The following is a 20,802-nucleotide window of genomic DNA, read 5'->3' on the forward strand; positions in this document are numbered from 1 at the left end:
TTAATCAAAAAAAACCAGAATTTCTGGTTTTTTTTGATTATTGAATTGCTGCCAACAGGTCAGCTGCTTGTTGGTAACCGCCCCATAACAAAGTACCTACCCAATCACTCCCTCCTCCTGTATACTGTTATAAAAAACAAAACTGGAGGATTTATTATGTCACAGCCCATCGTCCCATTGACTGTTCCCAAATCTAGATGCTTTGAAAAGAAAAGTAGAAATGATATTCTGATGAAAATTCATCTCGGAAAAGTGGAAGTCACATTCTTTCACTCTATCAACCAAAAAATATTAGAAACAATCTTGGATAAGGTACTGCACTATGACCATCCGACTCAGTGATTTAGGTCAAGTCTACTTGGTTTGCGGTAAAACGGACATGCGTCAAGGGATTGATTCTCTCGCCTACCTTGTCAAAAGTCAATTCAATCTGGATCCCTTTTCAGGTCAGGTCTATCTCTTCTGCGGAGGTCGAAAAGACCGATTCAAAGCTCTTTACTGGGACGGACAAGGATTTTGGTTACTTTACAAACGTTTTGAAAATGGAAAATTGACCTGGCCAAACAATGAAGAAGAGGTCAAGGTTCTAACTTCCGAGCAGGTAGACTGGCTCATGAAAGGATTTTCTATCAGTCCAAAAATAAATGTTTCAAAAAGTCGTGGGAGTGGGAAAGAACTCGACCAGACGAACTCTTTTCTAGACCAGTCGAGTTCTTTCCCACTCCCAGTTCACTCCAGAGATTGTTCATCACGAATTGCAGGGCGAAGATTGCACTTGTCCAGACTGTCATGGACAGTTGAAAGAGATTGGCTCGACTGTTCAACGACAAGAATTGGTCTTCATTCCTGCACAATTAAAGCGGATTGACCATGTTCAACACGCATACAAGTGTCAGGCTTGTAGTCAGAAGAATCTGAGCGATAAGATTATCAAGGCTCCAGTTCCTAAGGCACCTTTGGCACACAGCTTGGGTTCAGCTTCTATCATCGCCCATACTATTCATCAGAAGTTCAATCTTAAGGTGCCTAATTACCGTCAGGAAGAGGACTGGCACAAGCTTGGTCTGCCCATCAGTCGGAAGGAAATAGCCAACTGGCATATCAAGTCTAGTCAGTATTATTTCGAGCCGATTTATAACCTGTTGCACGAGAAATTGTTGGAGCAGCCTATTCTCCATGCGGATGAGACCTCCTACAAGGTCTTAGAAAATGATAGCCAGTTGACCTTCTACTGGACTTTCTTGTCTGGGAAACATGAGAAAAATGGAATTACCCTCTATCATCATGACAAACGACGGAGTGGCTTGGTTGTGGAGGAATTTCTTGGAGATTATGCGGGTTATGTACACTGTGATATGTGGTCGGCCTATCGGCAGTTAGACAAGGCACAGCTGGTTGGCTGTTGGGCTCATGTCAGGAGAAAGTTTTTTGAGGCGACTCCTAAGAAGACAGACAGGACTTCTTTAGGAGCCAAGGGCTTAGCCTATTGTGACCGCCTGTTTGCCTTGAAGAATGACTGGGCTGACTTGTCTACTGAGGAACGGCTACATAAACGTCAGACAGAGTTGGCTCCCTTGATGGACGAGTTCTTTGATTGGTGTCACAATCAGGCTGTCTTGCCAGGCTCCAAATTGGGCACTGCAATGGAGTATAGACTCAAATACGAAACCACCTTCCGAACCGTTCTCTCGGACGGTGACCTAGTCCTGTCTAACAATATGGCTGAGAGGGCTATGAAGACCTTGGTTATGGGTCGCAAAAATTGGTTGTTCTCTCAAAGCTTTGAAGGAGCCAAGTCGACAGCTGTCATTCTGAGTCTTTTGGAAACTGCTAAACGACATGGTCTTGATGCAAAGAAATATATGACTTATCTTCTAGAACACTTACCTAATGAGGAGACGCTCGCAAAAAAGGAGGTGCTAGAGGCTTATTTGCCATGGAAGGAAACAATTAAGAGAGCGTGTAAATAGAAAAAGGTTCCAGAGTCGACAGGACTTTAGAGCCTTTTCAATATACTTTATTATTGGGCGGTTACGCTTGTTGCTCGAGTTTTGTTAGAGTTTCGTCAGATAACTCCAATACACCTGTTCCCCATGCTTCTGGATTGATGGTTGAACCTGTAAATTCACCAGCAATCTGAGTGCGGATAAATGGAAGAAGGTGTTGGAAGTCTTTGAATAGGTGGTCGTGACCACTGTTTGCGACGGCAGAGACAGTTGTGATTTTATCTTGTAGGATAGATGGTCCTTTTAGATTGGATAAATCGAGCGAACGACTGAGCCAATCGAGAGCATTTTTTACGATGCCTGGGATTGCATAGTTATATACTGGTGAGAAAATCCAGATAGCATCCGCAGCGTCTACTTGTGCACGTAGCTCTGCAATTTCAGGAAGGATAGGTGTCTCGATGTCTTGGTTGAATAGGGGAATTTTTGTAAGATCAATGTAAGATACTTGAGCCTTATCAGCTAAGAACGCTTCGGCTTTTTTTGACATTTGATGGTTAAAAGAACCGTCACGTAGTGAACCAACTAAAAACAATACGTTCGCCATGATGGCCTCCTTTTCATAAAAACATAAATTTAGTATATCGTATTTGTCTTTTGTTGGCAATCCTAGGTCTGCTGATTCTTGAATTTTTTAAGTATCTCGGCTAATTGGTCTTGTTCTTCTGAACTAAGGACAGAAAAAATCTCTCCAACGTGATCATAATGCTCTGGAAGGATTTTTTCAATGGTTTCGCGTCCAAGTGGAGTGAGAGCAATCAAGGAAGCACGACGGTCATTTGTATCGATCGTCTTGTAGATATAGCCATCTCGAATCATGTTTTTTATAACGACAGTCATGTTGCCAGATGTGCTTAATAATTTATCAATTAAGTCTTGAATCCGCAGATTTCCTTTGTTGTAGAGTGCCTCCATCACTCCAAACTGACAAACTGTCAGTCCGTATTTTTTGATTGTTTCTAATTCTGATTTTGCGATAGTATTAGCTGCTCTGCGAAAGACGACTAGACTGTGAAGTGCATGCTTGTTCTCATTTAAAGATTGTTCAACAGTTCTCATGAGAATATTTTAGCAATAAATAGTTCGGTTATCAAGCAAAAAAAGTTAGATCCTATATTCATTGGTAAATTGCCTTCTATGGAATGGAGGAGCTGAACAGTGGGGCCTAGTTCTTATATCCGTTCTCTGTCTGAAGGAGAATGAAAGTTTATTCACAATTCAATTACGGAAAAAATGGAAATATGCTTTAACTTGTAGTATAATAGGACTACTATGGAAAAAAAGATTTTTCAACTTTTGGAAGTATTGGCAACGAAGAAGGGACAGCTGATAGCTGGTTCCTTTATACTCCTAAGTGTTATGACTTTTTCGATATTCGTTATTTGGGACCTTGCAGCTAAGCCTTTTTCTGATGTACAGAATCACGCTATTTCTGTAGCTCGAGATTATGCGGATATAGAGGTTGTTGATGATGTCTCTATCTATAATGGGGCAGAAACATACTTTAGCGTGCAAGGAAAGACGAGTCAGGGGGAAATGGTTGCAGTTATCATTCCTGAAGAGACAAATACTGTGTACGTTTATCCAATGGCAAATGGCATTACTCAAGAAGAAGCGCAAGCTGTCGCTAAAAATAATGGGGCTGGCGATGTAGATAAAATAGTTCTTGGCTACAGAGAGGCGAAGCCGATTTGGGAAGTCAAGTCAGGTACTGCCTACTATTTAGTTGAATTTGAAACAGGGAACTTTATCAAACGGGAGGGCTTATGAGCAAGTTATCAAGACGAGTCTTAGAGATGGAAGAAAGTGTAACTCTGGCAGCAGGTGCGCGTGCAAAAGCCTTGAAGGCAGAAGGACGTGATATTTTAGAGCTGACCTTGGGGGAGCCAGACTTCGTCACACCGAAAAATATCCAAGAAGCAGCCATCAAGTCTATCGAAAATGGTAAGGCGAGTTTTTATACGGTAGCTTCAGGACTTCCAGAATTGAAGGACGCAGTCAATACCTACTTTGAGAATTTCTACGGCTACTCCATCGAACGCAATCAAGTCGTTCTTGCGACAGGTGCCAAGTTTGTCCTCTATGCCTTCTTTGCGGCGGTCATCAATCCTGGTGATGAGGTGATTATTCCGACACCTTACTGGGTATCCTATGCCGACCAAATCAAGATGAATGAAGGAGTGCCTGTCTTTGTCACTGCGACGGAAGAACACAATTTCAAGGTAACAGTTGACCAGCTGGAAGCAGCTCGAACAGACAAGACCAAGGTTCTCTTGCTCAATAGTCCGTCCAATCCGACGGGCATGATTTACAGTCGTGAGGAATTGGAAGCTATTGGAAACTGGGCTGTGGAGCACGATATTCTCATCTTGGCAGATGATATTTACGGTCGTTTGGTCTATAATGGAAATACCTTCACACCGATTTCGAGCATTTCAGAAAGCATTCGCCAGCAGACCATTGTTGTCAATGGGGTGGCCAAGGCCTATGCCATGACAGGTTGGCGGGTTGGATTTGCCGTTGGTAATCCTGAGATCATTGCGGCCATGAGCAAGATTGTCGGACAGACGACATCGAACCTGACAACAGTTGCTCAGTATGCGGCTATTGAAGCCTTTACAGGTCCGCAAGATACGGTAGAAACCATGCGTCAGGCCTTTGAAGATCGTCTCAATACCATTTATCCTTTGTTGGCAGAAGTACCTGGTTTTGAAGTGATTAAGCCAGAAGGTGCCTTCTATCTCTTCCCAAATGTCAAAAAGGCTATGGAAATGAAGGGCTACACAGATGTGACTGAATTTACCACAGCCATTTTGGAAGAAGTGGGAGTTGCAATGGTGACAGGTGCTGGTTTTGGAGCTCCTGAAAATATCCGCCTCAGCTATGCGACAGATATGGACACGCTCAAAGAAGCAGTGGCACGACTACACACATTTATGAAAAAATAAAAAGAGGAAAAATAATGTCTAGAAAATTGATTACCATCAACCAAGTAAAAGATTATGTCGGTCAAGAAGTGACCATTGGTGCCTGGGTTGCCAACAAATCAGGCAAGGGCAAGTTAGCCTTCCTGCAGTTGCGTGACGGAACAGCCTTCTTCCAAGCCGTTGCTTTCAAGCCAAACTTCATTGAAAAATTTGGTGAAGAAATAGGTGCGGAGAAGTTCGATGTAGCAAAACGCCTCAGCCAAGAGACCTCTGTCTATGTGACAGGGATTGTCAAGGAAGATGAGCGTTCTAAGTTTGGCTATGAGTTGGATGTGACAGACCTTGAAGTCATCGGTGAGTCACAAGATTATCCAATTACGCCTAAAGAACATGGTACAGACTTCCTGATGGACAACCGTCATCTCTGGTTGCGTTCTCGTAAACAGGTCGCTATCCAGCAAATCCGTAACGCGATCATCTATGCGACTTATGAATTCTTTGAAAAGAATGGCTTTATCAAGTTTGATAGTCCAATCTTGTCTGGAAATGCGGCAGAAGATTCAACAGAATTGTTCGAAACAGACTACTTTGGTCAACCAGCTTATCTCAGTCAATCAGGTCAGCTTTATCTGGAAGCTGGTGCTATGGCCCTTGGTCGTGTTTTCGACTTCGGTCCTGTTTTCCGTGCGGAAAAATCAAAAACTCGCCGTCACTTGACAGAGTTTTGGATGATGGATGCCGAGTATTCATTCCTCAGCCATGAAGAGTCACTTGACTTGCAAGAAGCTTATGTCAAAGCCTTGATTCAAGGTGTTATTGACCGTGCTCCTCAAGCCTTGGAAACTCTTGAGCGTGATGTGGATGCCCTTAAACGCTACATTGCGGAGCCCTTCAAACGTGTGGCTTATGATGATGCCATTACCCTTCTGCAAGAGCATGAGGCTGATGAAGATACAGACTACGAACACATCGAGTATGGTGATGACTTTGGCTCACCACATGAAACTTGGATTTCAAACTACTTTGGTGTGCCGACTTTCGTTGTTAACTATCCAGCAAGCTTCAAGGCCTTCTACATGAAACCAGTTCCTGGCAATCCAGAGCGAGTGCTCTGTGCGGACCTCTTGGCGCCAGAAGGCTACGGTGAAATCATCGGTGGTTCTATGCGTGAGGACAATTACGATGCCTTGGTAGCCAAGATGGACGAGCTCGGCATGGACAAGTCAGAATACGAATTCTACCTTGACCTCCGTAAATACGGCTCTGTGCCACACGGTGGTTTCGGTATCGGTATTGAACGTATGGTAACCTTCGTCGCTGGTACAAAACACATCCGTGAAGCCATTCCGTTCCCACGTATGTTGCACCGCTTGCATCCATAAGCAAATCAATAGATATACAAACAGACTACAAACGTGGTCTGTTTTTCTGGTGTCCATTGACATTTTGAACGAATTGTTATACAATGTATTACAAGAAGAAAGTAGGTAGAATGATGGGAATTGTATCCTTGCGGTTAAACGATGCAGAAGAAGAAATCTTCAGAAGCTATGCCATTCATACAGGAAAAAGCCTGTCTGAGTTATTTAAAACTGCACTGGCAGAACAGATAGAAGACCAGTTGGACTATGAAATTGGTATCAAGGCTTTGAAGAAATTCCAAGAAAATCCTGTTACACACTCGATTGATGATGTTCTTGCGGAGTTAGAAGATGGCTTATAAACTTGTTCTCAGCGATGATGCTTTGAAGCAGTTGAAAAAAATGGACAGGCATGTGGGGATGATGCTTGCAAAGGATTTGAAAAAACGTTTGGACGGTTTGGAGAATCCAAGACAGTTTGGCAAGGCCTTGGTAGGAGACTATAAGGGGCTGTGGCGGTATAGAGTGGGGAATTACCGTGTGATTTGCGATATTATTGATAACAAAATGGTCATCCTAGCTCTTGAAATCGGGCACCGGAAAGAAATCTATAAAAAGTGAAGCTTTAGGAAACTAGGCTCGGTATCGGTGCACTTCTCAGAGCTCGTGTCAACATCTCAGCGCAGTGGTTGATTGGGTTTAACAGTCCAGTGGAGTGAAACAGTTCTGGGAACTGTTTCAGCCCGAGCCTTGAAACAGAAAAGCGAGGTAAAAAGGTTGGAGATAAGATTTGCGAAGCAAATCTCAGCAATTCGTGTTTTCCACTCCAAATCTTCCTTATACGACTGAAGCGAACGGAGTTCGCCTTATCTCCAACCTCCAAAGGCTCCCCGAACCTTTGGAGCTATGCGGGGGTGGGGAGACGAACTCCTTTTTGACTTATCGAGTTCTTCCCCACTCCCTGTTTTCTTGTTTTTTCACCTGTTTTTATTTATAATTATTCTAAATAAATCCGTGGAGAGGAAAATGAAGCAAGAAAGTTTAGGAAAAGAGATTATTCGTTTGGCCTTTCCTGCGACGGTGGAAAATATTTTTCAGCCCTTAGTTGGTTTTATGGATACCCTCTTGATTGCACAGCTGGGGCTGGTAGCGGTGACGGCAGTTGGTCTTGCCAATACGATTTTGAATGTCTATTTGGCGGTCTATATGGCTTTGGGAGTTGGGGCAACAGCTTTGATTGCTCGGTCTATTGGCGCGGGAGATAGGGAATCTCTTACCTTTCATGTCCGTCAAGCCTTAGTGCTTTCAGTAGGTGTAGGTCTGCTATTGGGTTTCCTATCCCTTATTTTTGGGCGGCAGATGCTGGTCTTGATGGGAGCAGATGCGGAGAGTTTGGCTGGCGCCCAGGCATTTTTTTACTGGGTTGGTGGCTTGACGATTTTCCAAGCTCTGATGACCATTTTGGGAACAATCCTGCGGGCATCTGGCGACACAGTTTCCCCTATGAAAATGAGCTTACTGACCAATGGTTTTAATGTGGTCTTGGACTATTTCTTGATTTTTGGTATTTGCTCTTGGTCAGGTTTTGGTATTGTAGGGACGGCCTTGGGAACCGTCTTAGCTCGCTTGCTTGGTACTGTCTTGCTGTATCGTAAGGTACAGCAGACTGACTTGGCAGTTGATCTCAAACAATTGTTCCATTTCGGAAGTCCTAAGGAAATGGTGGATTTGACCCTACCTGCAGCCTTGGAACGCTTGGGCATGCGGTTGGGACAGGTGGTCTATTTCAGTTTGATTGTGGGGCTGGGGACGACTGTCTATGCTTCCCACATGATTGCAGGCAATATCGAGAGTTTTACCTATATGCCAGCCTATGGTCTTGCGACAGCGGCAGCGGTTTTGATTGGTCAAGCCTTGGGAAAGGGGGACCTCCTCACAGTTAGACGAGTCGCATTTCTCAGCTCTGCCTATGGTGTTACCATCATGTCCCTGCTCGGTACCATCTTATTTTTCGGAGTTCCAAGTTTTGCTCTGCTATTTACCAAAGACCTAGAAGCCGTCAAACAAGTCGTCACAGCTTTACGGATCGATGCTTTCAACCAGCCAGGCCTTGCGGTTTCTTTGATCATGGCTGGCGCTCTGCAGGGCTTGGGGGATACCAAGTCGCCACTCTACTCCACAATGATAGGAATGTGGGGGCTGCGCGTCCGTCGTAGGTGTTATCGTCTTAGGTCAGATGTTCGGTTTAGGAATTGCCGGCGTCTGGCTGTCGATTTTGATTGACCTGCTCTTGCGAGCGATTTTTCTGACTTGGAGATTTATTGTACAAACACGAAAACTGGCCGATTAGGTCAGTTTTTTGGTATAATATCAATAGAAAGATAAAAAGGAGATCATCAGATGAAAACGATTCACACAGATAAGGCACCTGCAGCAATTGGCCCATACGTTCAAGGGAAGGTTGTTGGAAATTTCCTCTTTGCCTCTGGTCAGGTTCCCTTGTCACCTGAAACGGGTGAAATTGTGGGAGAGACTATTCAAGAGCAGACTGAGCAAGTCTTGAAAAATATCGCAGCAATTTTATCAGAAGCAGGAACAGACTTTGATCATGTGGTGAAGACGACTTGTTTCCTAAAAGATATGAATGATTTTGTAGCTTTTAATGAAGTTTATAAAACAGCTTTCTCAGCAGATTTTCCAGCTCGTTCAGCGGTGGAAGTTGCACGCCTGCCACGTGATGTTAAGGTTGAGATTGAAGTTATTGCAGTTATTGATTAGAAGAGAAAAGGAGGGAATGTCATGTCGGACAAACTCCATTTAGTTATTGTGACAGGGATGTCGGGAGCTGGTAAGACGGTAGCCATTCAGTCTTTTGAAGACTTGGGCTATTTTACCATTGATAATATGCCACCGACTCTCTTGCCAAAGTTTTTAGAGTTGATTCGCCATAGCCAGGATAACAATAAGATTGCTCTTGTTGTAGATATGCGGAGTCGCTCCTTCTTCTCGGAGATTCGAGAGGTGTTGGATGAGATTGAGGGGGCAGAGGATTTAGATTTTAAAGTCCTATTCTTGGATGCGACGGATAGTGAATTGGTTGCTCGCTATAAAGAAACTCGTCGTTCCCATCCTTTGGCGGCTGATGGTCGTGTTTTGGACGGGATTCAGCTAGAACGTGAACTTTTGGCTCCCTTGAAAAATATGAGTCAAAATGTTATTGATACGACAGAGCTGACTCCTCGTAATCTGCGTAAGGCAATCTCAGAGCAGTTTGCTAGTCAAGATAATCAGCCGTCGTTTCGCATAGAAGTGATGTCCTTTGGTTTCAAATATGGACTACCTCTGGATGCAGACTTGGTTTTTGACGTTCGGTTCTTACCAAATCCTTATTATCAGAAAGAATTACGAAATCTGACTGGTCTGGATGCTCCCGTCTTTGATTATGTTATGGACCACCAGGAATCTGAAGAATTTTACAGCCACCTTATCGGCTTGATTGAGCCAATTCTGCCAGGTTATCAGAAGGAAGGGAAGTCTGTACTGACCATTGCTGTTGGTTGCACGGGTGGTCAGCATAGAAGCGTAGCCTTTGCTAAACGTTTGGCAGACGATTTAGAGAAAAATTGGAATGTCAATCGTAGTCATCGTGATAAGGACAGACGGAAGGAGACGGTCAACCGCTCATGAGAAAACCAAAGATTACAGTTATCGGGGGCGGGACTGGTATTCCAGTCATCTTGAAGAGTTTGCGGGATAAGGATGTAGAGATTACCGCTATCGTGACGGTAGCTGATGACGGAGGATCTTCGGGGGAAATTCGTCAGGCTTTGCAGGTGACCCCTCCAGGTGATTTGCGTAATGTCCTTTTGGCTATGTCGGATATGCCCAAACTTTATGAACAAATTTTCCAGTATCGTTTTGCGGATTCAGATGGTCCCTTGGCTGGACACCCCCTAGGTAATCTGATTATCGCTGGCATTTCAGAAATGCAGGGTTCAACCTACAATGCGATGAGGTTGTTGACGCGCTTTTTCCATACGACAGGGCGGATTTATCCCTCTAGCGAACAGGCCTTGACCCTTCATGCTATTTTTACAGACGGGACCGAGGTAGCAGGTGAGAGCAAGATTTCCAAGCATAATGGGATGATTGATCATGTCTATGTGACAAATTCTTATAATGATGATGAACCGAAAGCCAGTCGCCAGGTAGTTGAAACGATTATGGAAAGTGACATGATTGTACTTGGACCGGGTTCTCTTTTTACCTCAATCTTGCCGAATCTGATGATTTCTGACATTGGCAAAGCCCTAAAAGAAACCAAGGCTGAAGTGACCTATGTGTGCAACATTATGACCCAACGGGGAGAGACTGAGTTTTTCTCAGATGCAGACCATGTGGCGGTTCTCAATGCTCACCTAGCTGAACAATTCATTGATACAGTTTTGGTCAATATTGAGCCAGTTCCACAAGAGTATATGAATAGCAATCAGTTTGATGAATACTTGGTACAGGTAAAACACGATTTTGCAGGTTTGCAAAAACAAGCTAATCGTGTGATTTCTTCGAATTTTCTTCGTTTGGAAAATGGCGGGGCTTTCCATGATGGTGACTTGGTGGTAGAAGAGTTGCTAAAGATTTTGCAGGTGCGGTCATGAGTTTTACAGTACAAGTAAAGGAAGAATTGCTGCTTCAGTCTAGCCAAAATAAGAGCGAGCTATCTGCTATTATCAAATTATCAGGGAGTTTGGGCTTAGCTTCATCAGGTTTGACTCTTTCTATCAGCACGGAAAATGCAAAGATTGCCCGTCACATTTATGAACTGTTACTCCATTTCTACCAGATTAAGGCTGAGATTCGCCATCATCAAAAACCTAATCTCAAAAAGAATCGTGTGTATGCAGTTTTGATAGAAGACGGTGTGAATGAGATATTGAACGATTTGCATTTGGCTGATAGTTTCTTTGGATTAGAGACGGGGATTTCTCCCTTGGTTTTGGAAAATGATTCATGGAGTCAAGCCTATCTTCGTGGAGCATTTTTAGCGGCAGGCTCTGTTAAAAATCCTGAAAAAGGAAAATACCAGCTTGAAATAGCTTCTGTCTATAGTGACCATGCCAATGACCTGGCCAATCTGATGCAGAAATTTCTTTTGGATGCCAAAGTCATTGAGCGAAGTAAGGGAACTATTACCTATCTGCAACGTGCAGAGGACATTATGGATTTTCTTTTGGTGATTGGAGCAGAAGAGACAAAGACAGAATTTGAGAATGTTAAATTGCTTCGTGAGGCTCGCAATGACCTAAATCGAGCTACAAATGCGGAAGCCGCTAATATTGCAAAGACGGTCAATGCTAGTATGAAAACAATCAATAATATTATCAAAATTATGGATACTATCGGTCTAGATCAGTTGTCAGGTGACTTGCAGGAGATTGCCCAGTTGCGAATTCAGCATCCAGACTATTCCATTCAGCAATTGGCGGATAGTCTAACGGTACCGATCACTAAAAGTGGTGTCAACCATCGTTTGCGGAAAATCAATAAGATTGCGGATGAATTGACTGACTAGATAGGTATACATAGAATGTTATAGTCATTTGAATTAACTTTGATACCTCGTCACTCTCGGCTTGCCGTACTCTAGTATTGCTTGCACCTCAGTTCCTTGTCTGAAAGTTAATTCATTCGACGATACTAAGACTGGTTCGAGAGGACCAGTTTTTTGTATTGGTTGTGATATAGTAGAGTGAATTAGAAACAGGATATATCTAAGTTTGTCAATTTGAGAACTCTAAAGTTATTTTAGGAGTGGGTTATTAACACTATAACTCAAAACTGTCCTTTTCCTAATTAAAACTACTATAGTATTCCTCTTCACAGGAATGACCCTGTTTTATGAATTTTTCAGTAATGATTAGCATATAACATTAATATATGTTAAAATGGATAGAAGGATACTTTAGCTAGAAAGGAGTTTTGATGATAAGCAACGAACAATATGATTATCTAAGGGCACATCCAACTTTTGAACGTTTGACACGTGATAGCTTTGATCAATTAGCTAAGCATATTCGTTTTCGAAAGATTCCTAAGGGACAAATCTTTTTTTACGCAGAGGATCCTAGAGATTATCTATTTGTATTGTATAAGGGCTATGCTCGGATTGAGCAATATGATGAGACGGATAGTTTTACGTATTTGGACTATATTCGGCAGGGTGGTGCCTTTCCTTTTGGAGATATGTTTCAGGACAAACCTTATCATTATACCGCCATTGCCATAACGGACCTAGAGTATTTTATTGTACCGATGGTCTTGTTTGAAACCTTGTCGAAGATAAATCCGAGTCAAATGACTTATATCTGTCAAAAATTATCCAAAGTGCTTCGTTTTCAAGAGTTGCGCTTGCGAAATGCGATGCGTTCCAAGGCATCAGATCGAGTCGTTCAAGCCTTGGCTCTTCTTTATTGGGATATGTGCCAGCGAGAGCAGTTTGCTACCTTGCCATTTGAAATTCATATTCAAGAGATTTCGCGTTTAGCAGCTACGACACGGGAAACGGTTAGCTATGTTTTGAAGCAACTGAAGCAGGATGGTAAAATTGCTTATAGCCATAAACAGTTAACTTATTTAGATATTGATTATTTCTTAGAAAATTTGACAGAAACTCATTGAAGTTTCTGTTTTTTTATAAAAAATAAAAATTCATATAACGATATAATGCAAAGAATTATGCAGAATATAGGCGATATAATCGATAATTATTTATAAATAAGGTTGAAAATGTGAAGAATTTCTCAAAATAAATGTGAGCGTTTCCAAGTTTTTGTTTTTTTGCTCTGTTAAACTATGGATGTAAAGAGGAAATGAGAGGCAGGAAAGCGTACGGTCCTCCTCGTTTCCCATCATGTATCAATCTACAAGGAGGACAGATCATGTCAAACCATCCAATTCATGTTTTTTCAGAAATTGGTAAGCTGAAAAAAGTTATGTTACACAGACCAGGTAAGGAAATTGAAAACCTGATGCCTGACTACCTAGAACGCCTACTCTTCGATGATATTCCATTCTTAGAAGATGCACAGAAAGAGCATGATGCCTTTGCTCAAGCTCTTCGTGATGAAGGTGTAGAAGTGCTCTACTTGGAAAAATTAGCTGCTGAGTCACTTGTTACACCTGAAATTCGTGAACAATTTATTGATGAATATCTCGAAGAAGCTAACATTCGTGGTCGGGCGACTAAGAATGCAATTCGTAAACTGTTGATGTCTATTGAAGATAATCAAGAACTGGTTGAGAAAACGATGGCTGGTGTTCAAAAGGCAGAATTGCCAGAAATCCCTTCTGAAGAAAAAGGTTTGACAGATTTGGTTGAATCCTCTTACCCATTTGCAATAGACCCAATGCCAAACCTTTACTTCACACGGGATCCATTTGCTACGATTGGTAATGCTGTTTCTCTTAACCACATGTATTCAGAAACACGGAACCGTGAAACCTTGTATGGTAAATACATCTTCACCCATCACCCAGAATATGGTGGAAAAGTTCCATTGGTTTACAATCGTGAAGCAACTACTCGTATCGAGGGTGGTGACGAATTGGTTCTTTCAAAAGATGTTTTGGCAGTAGGTATTTCACAACGTACCGATGCTGCATCAATTGAAAAACTATTGGTAAATATCTTTGAACAGCATGTTGGCTTCAAGAAAGTATTGGCATTCGAATTTGCTAACAACCGTAAATTCATGCACTTGGATACAGTATTTACCATGGTTGACTATGATAAGTTTACTATCCACCCAGAAATTGAAGGTGACCTTCGTGTCTTCTCTGTAACCTATGAAAATGATACGCTTCATATTGAAGAAGAACATGGTGACTTGGCAGAACTTTTGGCTGCGAACCTTGGTCTTGAAAAAGTAGAATTGATCCGTTGTGGTGGCGGTGATATGGTTGCTGCTGGTCGTGAGCAATGGAATGATGGTTCAAATACATTGACCATTGCACCAGGTGTGGTAGTTGTTTACAAACGCAATACGATTACCAATGCTATCCTCGAGTCCAAAGGGCTTCGTTTGATTAAGATTGGCGGAAGCGAATTGGTTCGCGGTCGTGGTGGACCTCGTTGTATGTCAATGCCGTTTGAACGGGAAGACATCTAATGCCGAGTATAGAACGAACAACAATCGGTTCGGAAGAATGGCAACGCGCAGCCTCTATCTATGTCCGCTATAAGGTATTTGTCCTTGAGCGTGGTATTGCAAAGGAAGATGAATTTGACCAGAATGATACGGAAGGAAGAGTTTACGCCAATCTCTTTATTGGTGAAGGGCCTGTTTCAACGGGACGTTTTCTTCCTGTCGGTCCTGGTCAAGCTCGTCTAACCCGAATAGCCACTCTACCGAATTTTCGTGGAAAAGGCTATGGAAAAATGATTATCAGCTCTTTGGAAGCTTATGCACGTGAAGCAGGCTTTCATCAGTTGAATATACATTCGGAGTTAACTGCAAAGACTTTTTATGAGTCAGTTGGCTACCAAGCAACTTCTGAAGTTTATCAAGAAGATGGAGAATGGTGCCAGACATTGACAAAATTTATTTAAACATTAGGAGAAGAGACAATGACAAACGTATTTAAAGGCAGACATTTCCTTGCAGAGAAAGATTTCACACGCGCAGAATTGGAATGGTTGATTGATTTCTCAGCTCATTTGAAAGATTTGAAAAAACGCAATATTCCACACCGTTATTTGGAAGGTAAAAATATTGCTCTCTTGTTTGAAAAAACATCAACACGTACTCGTGCTGCCTTCACAGTAGCCTCCATTGACCTTGGTGCTCATCCAGAATACCTTGGTGCAAATGACATCCAGCTTGGCAAGAAGGAATCTACAGAAGATACTGCTAAGGTTTTGGGACGCATGTTCGATGGTATTGAATTCCGTGGTTTCAGCCAAAAAATGGTGGAAGAATTGGCAGAATTCTCTGGTGTGCCAGTATGGAATGGTTTGACAGATGCATGGCACCCAACTCAAATGTTGGCTGACTACTTGACTGTTAAAGAAAACTTTGGCAAGTTGGAAGGCTTGACTCTGGTTTACTGTGGTGATGGCCGTAACAACGTTGCCAACTCTCTCTTGGTGACAGGTGCTATCCTTGGTGTCAATGTCCATATCTTCTCTCCAAAAGAACTCTTCCCTGATGAAACTGTTGTGGCATTGGCAGAAGGCTTTGCCAAAGAAAGTGGAGCACGTGTTCTCATTACTGACAATGCTGACGAAGCAGTCAAAGGCGCAGATGTTCTCTATACAGACGTTTGGGTATCCATGGGTGAAGAAGATAAATTTGCTGAACGCGTTGCCCTCTTGAAACCATACCAAGTGAATATGGAATTGGTGAAAAAAGCAGAAAATGAAAATCTCATCTTCTTGCACTGCTTGCCTGCCTTCCATGATACAAACACTGTTTATGGTAAAGATGTCGCTGAAAAATTCGGTGTAGAAGAAATGGAAGTAACAGACGAAGTATTCCGTAGCAAATATGCTCGTCACTTCGACCAAGCTGAAAACCGTATGCACACTATTAAAGCAGTGATGGCGGCTACTTTAGGGGATCCATTTGTTCCACGTGTGTAATACTCTTCGAAAATCAAACTCATACGTTGTTGCCTCGATTTGATGACTGAAAAGCTCCAGTGGAGGTTTTCAGCCTGTTCCCTTGAAGTATGAAAGGAACGGAGTTCTATCTTCATATGTGAAGCGAACTTCGCTTGCTCTATTTCCAACCTCTAAAGGTTCCCCGAACCTTTGAAGCAAGTCTGATTTTGATTTTCATTGAGTATATTCTCTAGTCATCGCAACCTCCGGGGGCTGGCACCCAGCCCCCTTATTTTGAGGATGGATGTGTAAGCGATTACTATTTCGCGAAAGTGAGGAAAAAGCAAGAGATATGGCAAATCGTAAAATTGTAGTAGCCTTGGGTGGCAATGCCATTTTATCGTCCGACCCATCGGCTAAAGCACAAAAAGAGGCCTTGGTACAAACAGCCAAGCACCTTGTAAAATTGATAAAAAATGGGGATGACCTTATTATCACGCATGGTAATGGTCCTCAGGTTGGAAACTTACTTCTTCAGAACCTTGCTGCTGATTCGGAAAAGAACCCAGCTTTTCCACTAGACAGTTTGGTAGCCATGACAGAAGGTTCGATTGGTTTCTGGTTGCAAAATGCCTTGGAAAATGAATTGCTCAAGGAAGGCATTGAAAAAGATGTAGCATCTGTTGTGACCCAGGTTATCGTGGATAAGTATGATCCCGCCTTCGAAAATTTGACCAAGCCGATTGGACCATTCTATACAGAAGAAGAAGCGAAAGCAGAAGCAGAAAAGACTGGTGCAACCTTCAAAGAAGATGCCGGTCGTGGCTGGCGCAAAGTCGTTGCTTCGCCAAAACCTGTAGGAATCAAAGAAATAGGTACCATTCGTACCCTTCTCAATGCAGGTGAGGTAGTCGTAGCTGCTGGTGGCGGAGGTATTCCAGTTGTCCAAGAAGCAGATGGCACCCTGACCGGTGTGGAAGCAGTTATCGATAAAGACTTTGCTTCTCAATGTTTGGCAGAATTGGTTGATGCAGACTTGTTTATCGTCTTGACAGGTGTAGACTATGTCTTTGTTAACTACAACAAACCAGACCAAGAAAAATTAGAAACAGTTACTGTGGCTGAATTGGAAGAATATATCAAACAAAATCAATTCGCACCAGGTTCCATGCTACCGAAAGTTGAAGCAGCTATTGCTTTTGTAAACAATAAGCCGCAATCAAAAGCAGTCATTACCTCATTAGAAAACTTAGGCGCTTTGATTGAATCCGATAGCGGCACTATCATTGTCAAAGGCTAAGCAGCTGTATGTTCGTTGAGACTTCTCTTTATTGATGTACTCTACATGCAAATATAGTTTTTAAACTAGACGGGTTATTTATTGATGGAGTTAGGGGAGTGGGAATGTTGATAGTCCTACAAGGGTTCCCTTTAATCTAAACATGAAGGTCTGGGCGTCTAAGCTCCCTCCCCTCTCATCCATTTCCTATCAAGTATCTATCTATAAGCAATGATTTCAGATAATAGACTGAAGGAGATAGACATCTCTTGAAGATAGGTGGATATTTGATACGGTTATTACGGATACAATTTCCCTTAAATAGGGGATTTAGAACCTGTATTCCCAGTTCAGGACTTTCATCTAAGACTAGTTGTTGAGCTATTCATCGTTAGTTTTTCAGTATTTCTTTAAAAACTACCTTGATGAGCGAAAAACTATTTCTTATATAAAGTACTTTACTTGTCAATCCAGGTTGCGTTCAAAAAATATTATAGGAGGTTTTTGCGATGAGCGAAAAAGTGAAAAAAGGCTTTAAAATGCCTTCATCGTATTCTATTTTGATGCTCATTATTGCCTTTATGGCAGTGATGACATGGGTTATTCCAGCAGGTCAGTATGAAAAAGACGAAGCTGGAAAATTTATCACAGGCACCTATCAAGCAGTGGCTCAAAATCCGCAGGGAATTTGGGATATTCTGATGGCACCTGTCCGTGCTATGTTGGGTCATGGCGACACTAGTAAGGCTATTGACGTTGCCTTCTTTATTCTGATGGTTGGTTCCTTCTTAGGCGTGGTCAATGAAACTGGTGCGCTTGATGTGGGGATTGCCTCCATTGTGAAACGCTTCAAGGGTCGCGAGAAAATGTTGATTTACATTCTCATGCCTTTGTTTGCCTTGGGCGGTTCTACCTACGGTATGGGTGAGGAAACCATGGCTTTCTTCCCGCTCCTTGTTCCTGTTATGATGGCAGTTGGTTTTGACAGTATCACTGGTGTGGCTATTATCTTACTTGGTTCTCAAATTGGCTGTTTGGCCTCTACTGTAAACCCATTTGCGACAGGTGTTGCTTCCGATGCAGCAGGCGTGTCTTTGGCAGATGGTATGATATGGCGGATTATCTTCTTTATCGTCATTTTAGGCTTGGGCGTTTGGTTTGTTGCTAGCTATGCTGAAAAAGTGAAAAACGACCCGACTAAATCTCTCGTTTACAAACAACGTGAAGCAGATATGGCTCACTTTAATGTCAACACATCAAGTGAAGAAGTCAATGCTGTCTTGACACCTGCTCAAAAACGTGTTCTTTGGGTATTTGTCTTGACCTTTGTTGTCATGATTTGTAGCTTTATTCCTTGGGAAGACTTGGGTGTTTCTGTCTTTGCTGATTTCAATACTTGGTTGCTTGGCTTGCCAGGAATCGGTCAAGTCATTGGTAGTTCAGCCTATCCATTTGGCTGGTGGTATTTCCCTGAAGGAGCTATGCTCTTTGCCTTTGCTGGTGTCTTGGTCGGTATTGTCTATGGCATGGATGAAGCACGTCTGGTAAAAGCCTTTATGAATGGTGCGGCAGACTTGCTCAGTGTTGCCCTTATCTGTGCGGTGGCGCGTGGTATTCAAGTCATCATGAATGACGGTATGATTACAGCGACTATTCTGCATTGGGGTGAAGTTGGCTTGCAAGGTCTGTCTTCACAAGTCTTCATCATCTTGACCTATCTCTTCTACCTGCCAATGTCCTTCTTGATTCCATCCACATCTGGTCTTGCAGGGGCATCCATGGGTATCATGGCACCTCTCGGTGAGTTTGTCAATGTACCAGCTCACTTGATTATCACAGCCTTCCAAGCGGCTTCAGGTGTGCTGAACTTAGTGGCACCAACCTCAGGTATTGTAATGGGTGCCTTGGCTTTAGGTCGAGTTGAAATCGGTACTTGGTATAAGTTTGTTGGTAAATTGATTGCAGGTATTGTCCTTGCCTCAATTGCTATTCTTGTCATTGCGACATTCTTCTAATCGAAAATCTGGGTCAGATTCTATCTTTGAAGCAGATGAAATCTGGCTCAGTTTTTCCTTTTGTGATAGAATGGAATTAGTAAGAGCAATATTTTAATCTGTTGAAAGGAGTAACAATGAATACAAGTTTTATTCAATCCACTCATCAGGAAGAGTGTGTCCAGGCTATTAAAGAATTGGTGGCTTTTCCGTCTGTCCTGCACGAACATCAAGCAGATACGCCATTTGGTCAAGCGATTCAGGATGTTCTGGAGCACACGTTGGCTTTGACGGAAAAAATGGGTTTTAAAACTTATTTAGACCCTGCTGGCTATTATGGCTATGCTGAAATTGGGCAAGGCGAAGAATTATTAGCAATCCTTTGCCACTTAGATGTGGTACCTGCTGGTGATCTTAGTCAATGGCAGACGCCGCCTTTTGAGGCTGTGGTAGAGGGAGATTACATTATTGGTCGAGGAGTTCAAGACGATAAGGGACCATCTATGGCAGCCTTATTTGCAGTAAAAGCACTTCTTGATGCGGGAGTCCAATTTAACAAACGGATTCGTTTCATTTTTGGAACAGATGAAGAGACCTTATGGCGGTGTATGAACCGCTACAATCAGTTGGAAGAAGTAGCAACTATGGGCTTTGCGCCAGATTCTTCCTTCCCTTTGACTTATGCTGAAAAAGGATTGCTGCAGGCCAAATTGCGTGGTCCAGGTCACCCTTGTCTGAGTATCGAAGCGGGAACTGCCTATAACGTAGTACCTGCCAAGGCAAGCTATTCCGGTCATTTATTAGCAGGAGTTATTGCGGAATTAGATCAATTAGGCTTTGATTATGAAACTAAAGATGATCAAGTAACGGTTCTTGGTATTTCGCGGCACGCCAAGGATGCTGCCGAGGGGGTCAATGCCATCGTTCGTTTGGCAAAGGCTTTGGAACATTTCGAAAGTCATCCAGCCTTGGACTTTATCGTCAATGCAGTTGGTGAAGATGCCACAGGATTCAAGCTTTTTGGTGATGTGACTGATGAACCATCAGGGACACTCAGTTTCAATATTGCAGGTCTAACCATTAGCGCAAAAAAATCAGAAATTCGCTTGGACATTCGTATTCCTGTCACTGCGGATAAAGAAGCCCTAGTTTCTACTTTACAAGCCAAAGCGCAATCATGTGGCTTGACCTATGAAGAGTACGACTACCTTGCTTCCTTGTATGTGCCATTAGACAGCCAGCTGGTATCTACGCTCATGTCTGTTTATCAAGATAAGACAGGAGATTTAACAAGCGAGCCAATCTCGTCAGGTGGGGCTACCTTTGCTCGTACCATGCCAAACTGTGTGGCCTTTGGTGCATGTTTCCCAGATACAGAACAAACAGAGCATCAGGAAAATGAACGCATGCCATTAGAAGACTTATATAAAACAATGGATATTTATGCTGAGGCAGTCTATCGCCTAGCTGCGGAATAGCCATTATCAGTATTGAATAGTAAATTACAGTTTAAAAGCTCTTAGTGAAATATCTAAGAGCTTTTCTTATGAAGAATAACGGCTCTATAATTTCTGTAGTGGGTAAAACCACCGTGGAGATTATGGAGCCTTTTTAAGTATATACAAAAAGTCCCA

General features: G+C 42.6%; 19 protein-coding genes and 3 pseudogenes. 20 read left to right on the forward strand and 2 right to left on the reverse strand.

What is annotated here, in order from left to right:
- Positions 1–156 precede the first annotated feature (156 nt).
- The 3 genes and pseudogenes from P7J49_RS08615 to tnpC all read left to right on the forward strand — a co-directional run.
- A complete protein-coding gene (locus P7J49_RS08615) occupies positions 157–342 on the forward strand; it encodes a hypothetical protein (protein WP_408570442.1) in 186 nt (61 codons plus the stop codon).
- A gap of 37 nt (positions 343–379) precedes the next feature.
- Positions 380–574 (forward strand): annotated as a pseudogene (gene tnpB, locus P7J49_RS08620) (IS66 family insertion sequence element accessory protein TnpB); the annotation flags it as partial.
- 148 nt (positions 575–722) lie between these two features.
- Positions 723–1,970 (forward strand): annotated as a pseudogene (gene tnpC / locus P7J49_RS08625) (IS66 family transposase); the annotation flags it as partial.
- Positions 1,971–2,031: 61 nt separating this feature from the next.
- Here the strand turns inward: tnpC and P7J49_RS08630 are convergent.
- Both P7J49_RS08630 and P7J49_RS08635 read right to left on the reverse strand, forming a co-directional pair.
- Positions 2,032–2,553 (reverse strand): NADPH-dependent FMN reductase, encoded by a 522-nt coding sequence (locus P7J49_RS08630; protein WP_408570443.1) that lies wholly within the window; start codon positions 2,551–2,553, stop codon positions 2,032–2,034.
- A gap of 62 nt (positions 2,554–2,615) precedes the next feature.
- Positions 2,616–3,065, reverse strand: coding sequence for a MarR family winged helix-turn-helix transcriptional regulator (locus tag P7J49_RS08635; RefSeq protein ID WP_009909619.1), 450 nt, complete (start codon positions 3,063–3,065; stop codon positions 2,616–2,618).
- 213 nt (positions 3,066–3,278) lie between these two features.
- Here P7J49_RS08635 and P7J49_RS08640 point away from each other — a divergent pair, with 213 nt between their 5' ends.
- The 17 genes and pseudogenes from P7J49_RS08640 to P7J49_RS08720 all read left to right on the forward strand — a co-directional run bounded on the left by P7J49_RS08640 (position 3,279) and on the right by P7J49_RS08720 (position 20,646).
- Complete coding sequence (locus P7J49_RS08640) at positions 3,279–3,776, forward strand: DUF5590 domain-containing protein (RefSeq protein ID WP_408570444.1); 498 nt, start codon at positions 3,279–3,281, stop codon at positions 3,774–3,776.
- Positions 3,773–4,954 (forward strand): pyridoxal phosphate-dependent aminotransferase, encoded by a 1,182-nt coding sequence (locus P7J49_RS08645; RefSeq protein WP_408570445.1) that lies wholly within the window; start codon positions 3,773–3,775, stop codon positions 4,952–4,954. The genes P7J49_RS08640 and P7J49_RS08645 overlap by 4 nt, the downstream gene beginning before the upstream one ends.
- Before the next feature lie 14 nt (positions 4,955–4,968).
- Positions 4,969–6,315 carry an asparagine--tRNA ligase gene (asnS, locus tag P7J49_RS08650; RefSeq protein WP_408570446.1) on the forward strand — a complete coding sequence of 449 codons (1,347 nt, stop codon included), beginning with the start codon at positions 4,969–4,971 and terminating at the stop codon, positions 6,313–6,315.
- A gap of 113 nt (positions 6,316–6,428) precedes the next feature.
- Positions 6,429–6,656 (forward strand): type II toxin-antitoxin system RelB family antitoxin, encoded by a 228-nt coding sequence (gene relB / locus P7J49_RS08655; protein ID WP_002938604.1) that lies wholly within the window; start codon positions 6,429–6,431, stop codon positions 6,654–6,656.
- Positions 6,646–6,915, forward strand: a complete 270-nt coding sequence (locus tag P7J49_RS08660; RefSeq protein ID WP_011922754.1) for a type II toxin-antitoxin system RelE family toxin — start codon at positions 6,646–6,648, stop codon at positions 6,913–6,915. The genes relB and P7J49_RS08660 overlap by 11 nt, the downstream gene beginning before the upstream one ends.
- Positions 6,916–7,320: 405 nt before the next feature.
- Positions 7,321–8,644: pseudogene (locus P7J49_RS08665) on the forward strand (MATE family efflux transporter).
- Positions 8,645–8,694: 50 nt separating this feature from the next.
- On the forward strand, positions 8,695–9,072 hold the full coding sequence (locus P7J49_RS08670) for a RidA family protein (RefSeq protein WP_002941727.1): 378 nt from the start codon (positions 8,695–8,697) through the stop codon (positions 9,070–9,072).
- Positions 9,073–9,093: 21 nt separating this feature from the next.
- Entirely contained in the window at positions 9,094–9,981 is an 888-nt protein-coding gene (gene rapZ, locus P7J49_RS08675; protein ID WP_105140787.1) for an RNase adapter RapZ, read from the forward strand.
- Positions 9,978–10,952 (forward strand): YvcK family protein, encoded by a 975-nt coding sequence (locus tag P7J49_RS08680; RefSeq protein WP_024400159.1) that lies wholly within the window; start codon positions 9,978–9,980, stop codon positions 10,950–10,952. The genes rapZ and P7J49_RS08680 overlap by 4 nt, the downstream gene beginning before the upstream one ends.
- Complete coding sequence (gene whiA / locus P7J49_RS08685; protein WP_408570447.1) at positions 10,949–11,866, forward strand: DNA-binding protein WhiA; 918 nt, start codon at positions 10,949–10,951, stop codon at positions 11,864–11,866. The genes P7J49_RS08680 and whiA overlap by 4 nt, the downstream gene beginning before the upstream one ends.
- A 410-nt stretch (positions 11,867–12,276) precedes the next feature.
- A complete protein-coding gene (locus P7J49_RS08690; RefSeq protein ID WP_024379819.1) occupies positions 12,277–12,972 on the forward strand; it encodes a Crp/Fnr family transcriptional regulator in 696 nt (231 codons plus the stop codon).
- Between the two features lie 257 nt (positions 12,973–13,229).
- Positions 13,230–14,462 carry an arginine deiminase gene (gene arcA, locus P7J49_RS08695; protein WP_408570453.1) on the forward strand — a complete coding sequence of 411 codons (1,233 nt, stop codon included), beginning with the start codon at positions 13,230–13,232 and terminating at the stop codon, positions 14,460–14,462.
- On the forward strand, positions 14,462–14,902 hold the full coding sequence (locus tag P7J49_RS08700) for a GNAT family N-acetyltransferase (RefSeq protein WP_408570448.1): 441 nt from the start codon (positions 14,462–14,464) through the stop codon (positions 14,900–14,902). Before arcA ends, P7J49_RS08700 begins: the two co-directional genes overlap by 1 nt.
- An 18-nt stretch (positions 14,903–14,920) precedes the next feature.
- Positions 14,921–15,934, forward strand: a complete 1,014-nt coding sequence (gene argF / locus P7J49_RS08705) for an ornithine carbamoyltransferase (protein WP_002941720.1) — start codon at positions 14,921–14,923, stop codon at positions 15,932–15,934.
- 313 nt (positions 15,935–16,247) lie between these two features.
- Complete coding sequence (gene arcC, locus P7J49_RS08710) at positions 16,248–17,195, forward strand: carbamate kinase (protein ID WP_408570449.1); 948 nt, start codon at positions 16,248–16,250, stop codon at positions 17,193–17,195.
- 488 nt (positions 17,196–17,683) lie between these two features.
- Positions 17,684–19,189: a YfcC family protein gene (locus P7J49_RS08715; RefSeq protein ID WP_408570450.1), complete on the forward strand. Its 1,506-nt coding sequence runs from the start codon at positions 17,684–17,686 to the stop codon at positions 19,187–19,189.
- 116 nt (positions 19,190–19,305) lie between these two features.
- Positions 19,306–20,646 (forward strand): dipeptidase, encoded by a 1,341-nt coding sequence (locus P7J49_RS08720; RefSeq protein ID WP_408570451.1) that lies wholly within the window; start codon positions 19,306–19,308, stop codon positions 20,644–20,646.
- The last annotated feature ends 156 nt before the right edge of the window (positions 20,647–20,802 follow it).

The sequence above is a fragment of the Streptococcus suis genome (assembly GCF_046032515.1).
Taxonomy (GTDB): Bacteria; Bacillota; Bacilli; order Lactobacillales; family Streptococcaceae; genus Streptococcus; species Streptococcus suis_AL.

Coding starts and splice junctions, on each gene's coding strand:
- P7J49_RS08615 (WP_408570442.1), top strand. CDS start 157: ATGTCACAGCCCATCGTCCCATTGACTGTTCCCAAATCTAGATGCTTT.
- P7J49_RS08630 (WP_408570443.1), bottom strand. CDS start 2,553: ATGGCGAACGTATTGTTTTTAGTTGGTTCACTACGTGACGGTTCTTTT.
- P7J49_RS08635 (WP_009909619.1), bottom strand. CDS start 3,065: ATGAGAACTGTTGAACAATCTTTAAATGAGAACAAGCATGCACTTCAC.
- P7J49_RS08640 (WP_408570444.1), top strand. CDS start 3,279: ATGGAAAAAAAGATTTTTCAACTTTTGGAAGTATTGGCAACGAAGAAG.
- P7J49_RS08645 (WP_408570445.1), top strand. CDS start 3,773: ATGAGCAAGTTATCAAGACGAGTCTTAGAGATGGAAGAAAGTGTAACT.
- asnS (WP_408570446.1), top strand. CDS start 4,969: ATGTCTAGAAAATTGATTACCATCAACCAAGTAAAAGATTATGTCGGT.
- relB (WP_002938604.1), top strand. CDS start 6,429: ATGGGAATTGTATCCTTGCGGTTAAACGATGCAGAAGAAGAAATCTTC.
- P7J49_RS08660 (WP_011922754.1), top strand. CDS start 6,646: ATGGCTTATAAACTTGTTCTCAGCGATGATGCTTTGAAGCAGTTGAAA.
- P7J49_RS08670 (WP_002941727.1), top strand. CDS start 8,695: ATGAAAACGATTCACACAGATAAGGCACCTGCAGCAATTGGCCCATAC.
- rapZ (WP_105140787.1), top strand. CDS start 9,094: ATGTCGGACAAACTCCATTTAGTTATTGTGACAGGGATGTCGGGAGCT.
- P7J49_RS08680 (WP_024400159.1), top strand. CDS start 9,978: ATGAGAAAACCAAAGATTACAGTTATCGGGGGCGGGACTGGTATTCCA.
- whiA (WP_408570447.1), top strand. CDS start 10,949: ATGAGTTTTACAGTACAAGTAAAGGAAGAATTGCTGCTTCAGTCTAGC.
- P7J49_RS08690 (WP_024379819.1), top strand. CDS start 12,277: ATGATAAGCAACGAACAATATGATTATCTAAGGGCACATCCAACTTTT.
- P7J49_RS08700 (WP_408570448.1), top strand. CDS start 14,462: ATGCCGAGTATAGAACGAACAACAATCGGTTCGGAAGAATGGCAACGC.
- argF (WP_002941720.1), top strand. CDS start 14,921: ATGACAAACGTATTTAAAGGCAGACATTTCCTTGCAGAGAAAGATTTC.
- arcC (WP_408570449.1), top strand. CDS start 16,248: ATGGCAAATCGTAAAATTGTAGTAGCCTTGGGTGGCAATGCCATTTTA.
- P7J49_RS08715 (WP_408570450.1), top strand. CDS start 17,684: ATGAGCGAAAAAGTGAAAAAAGGCTTTAAAATGCCTTCATCGTATTCT.
- P7J49_RS08720 (WP_408570451.1), top strand. CDS start 19,306: ATGAATACAAGTTTTATTCAATCCACTCATCAGGAAGAGTGTGTCCAG.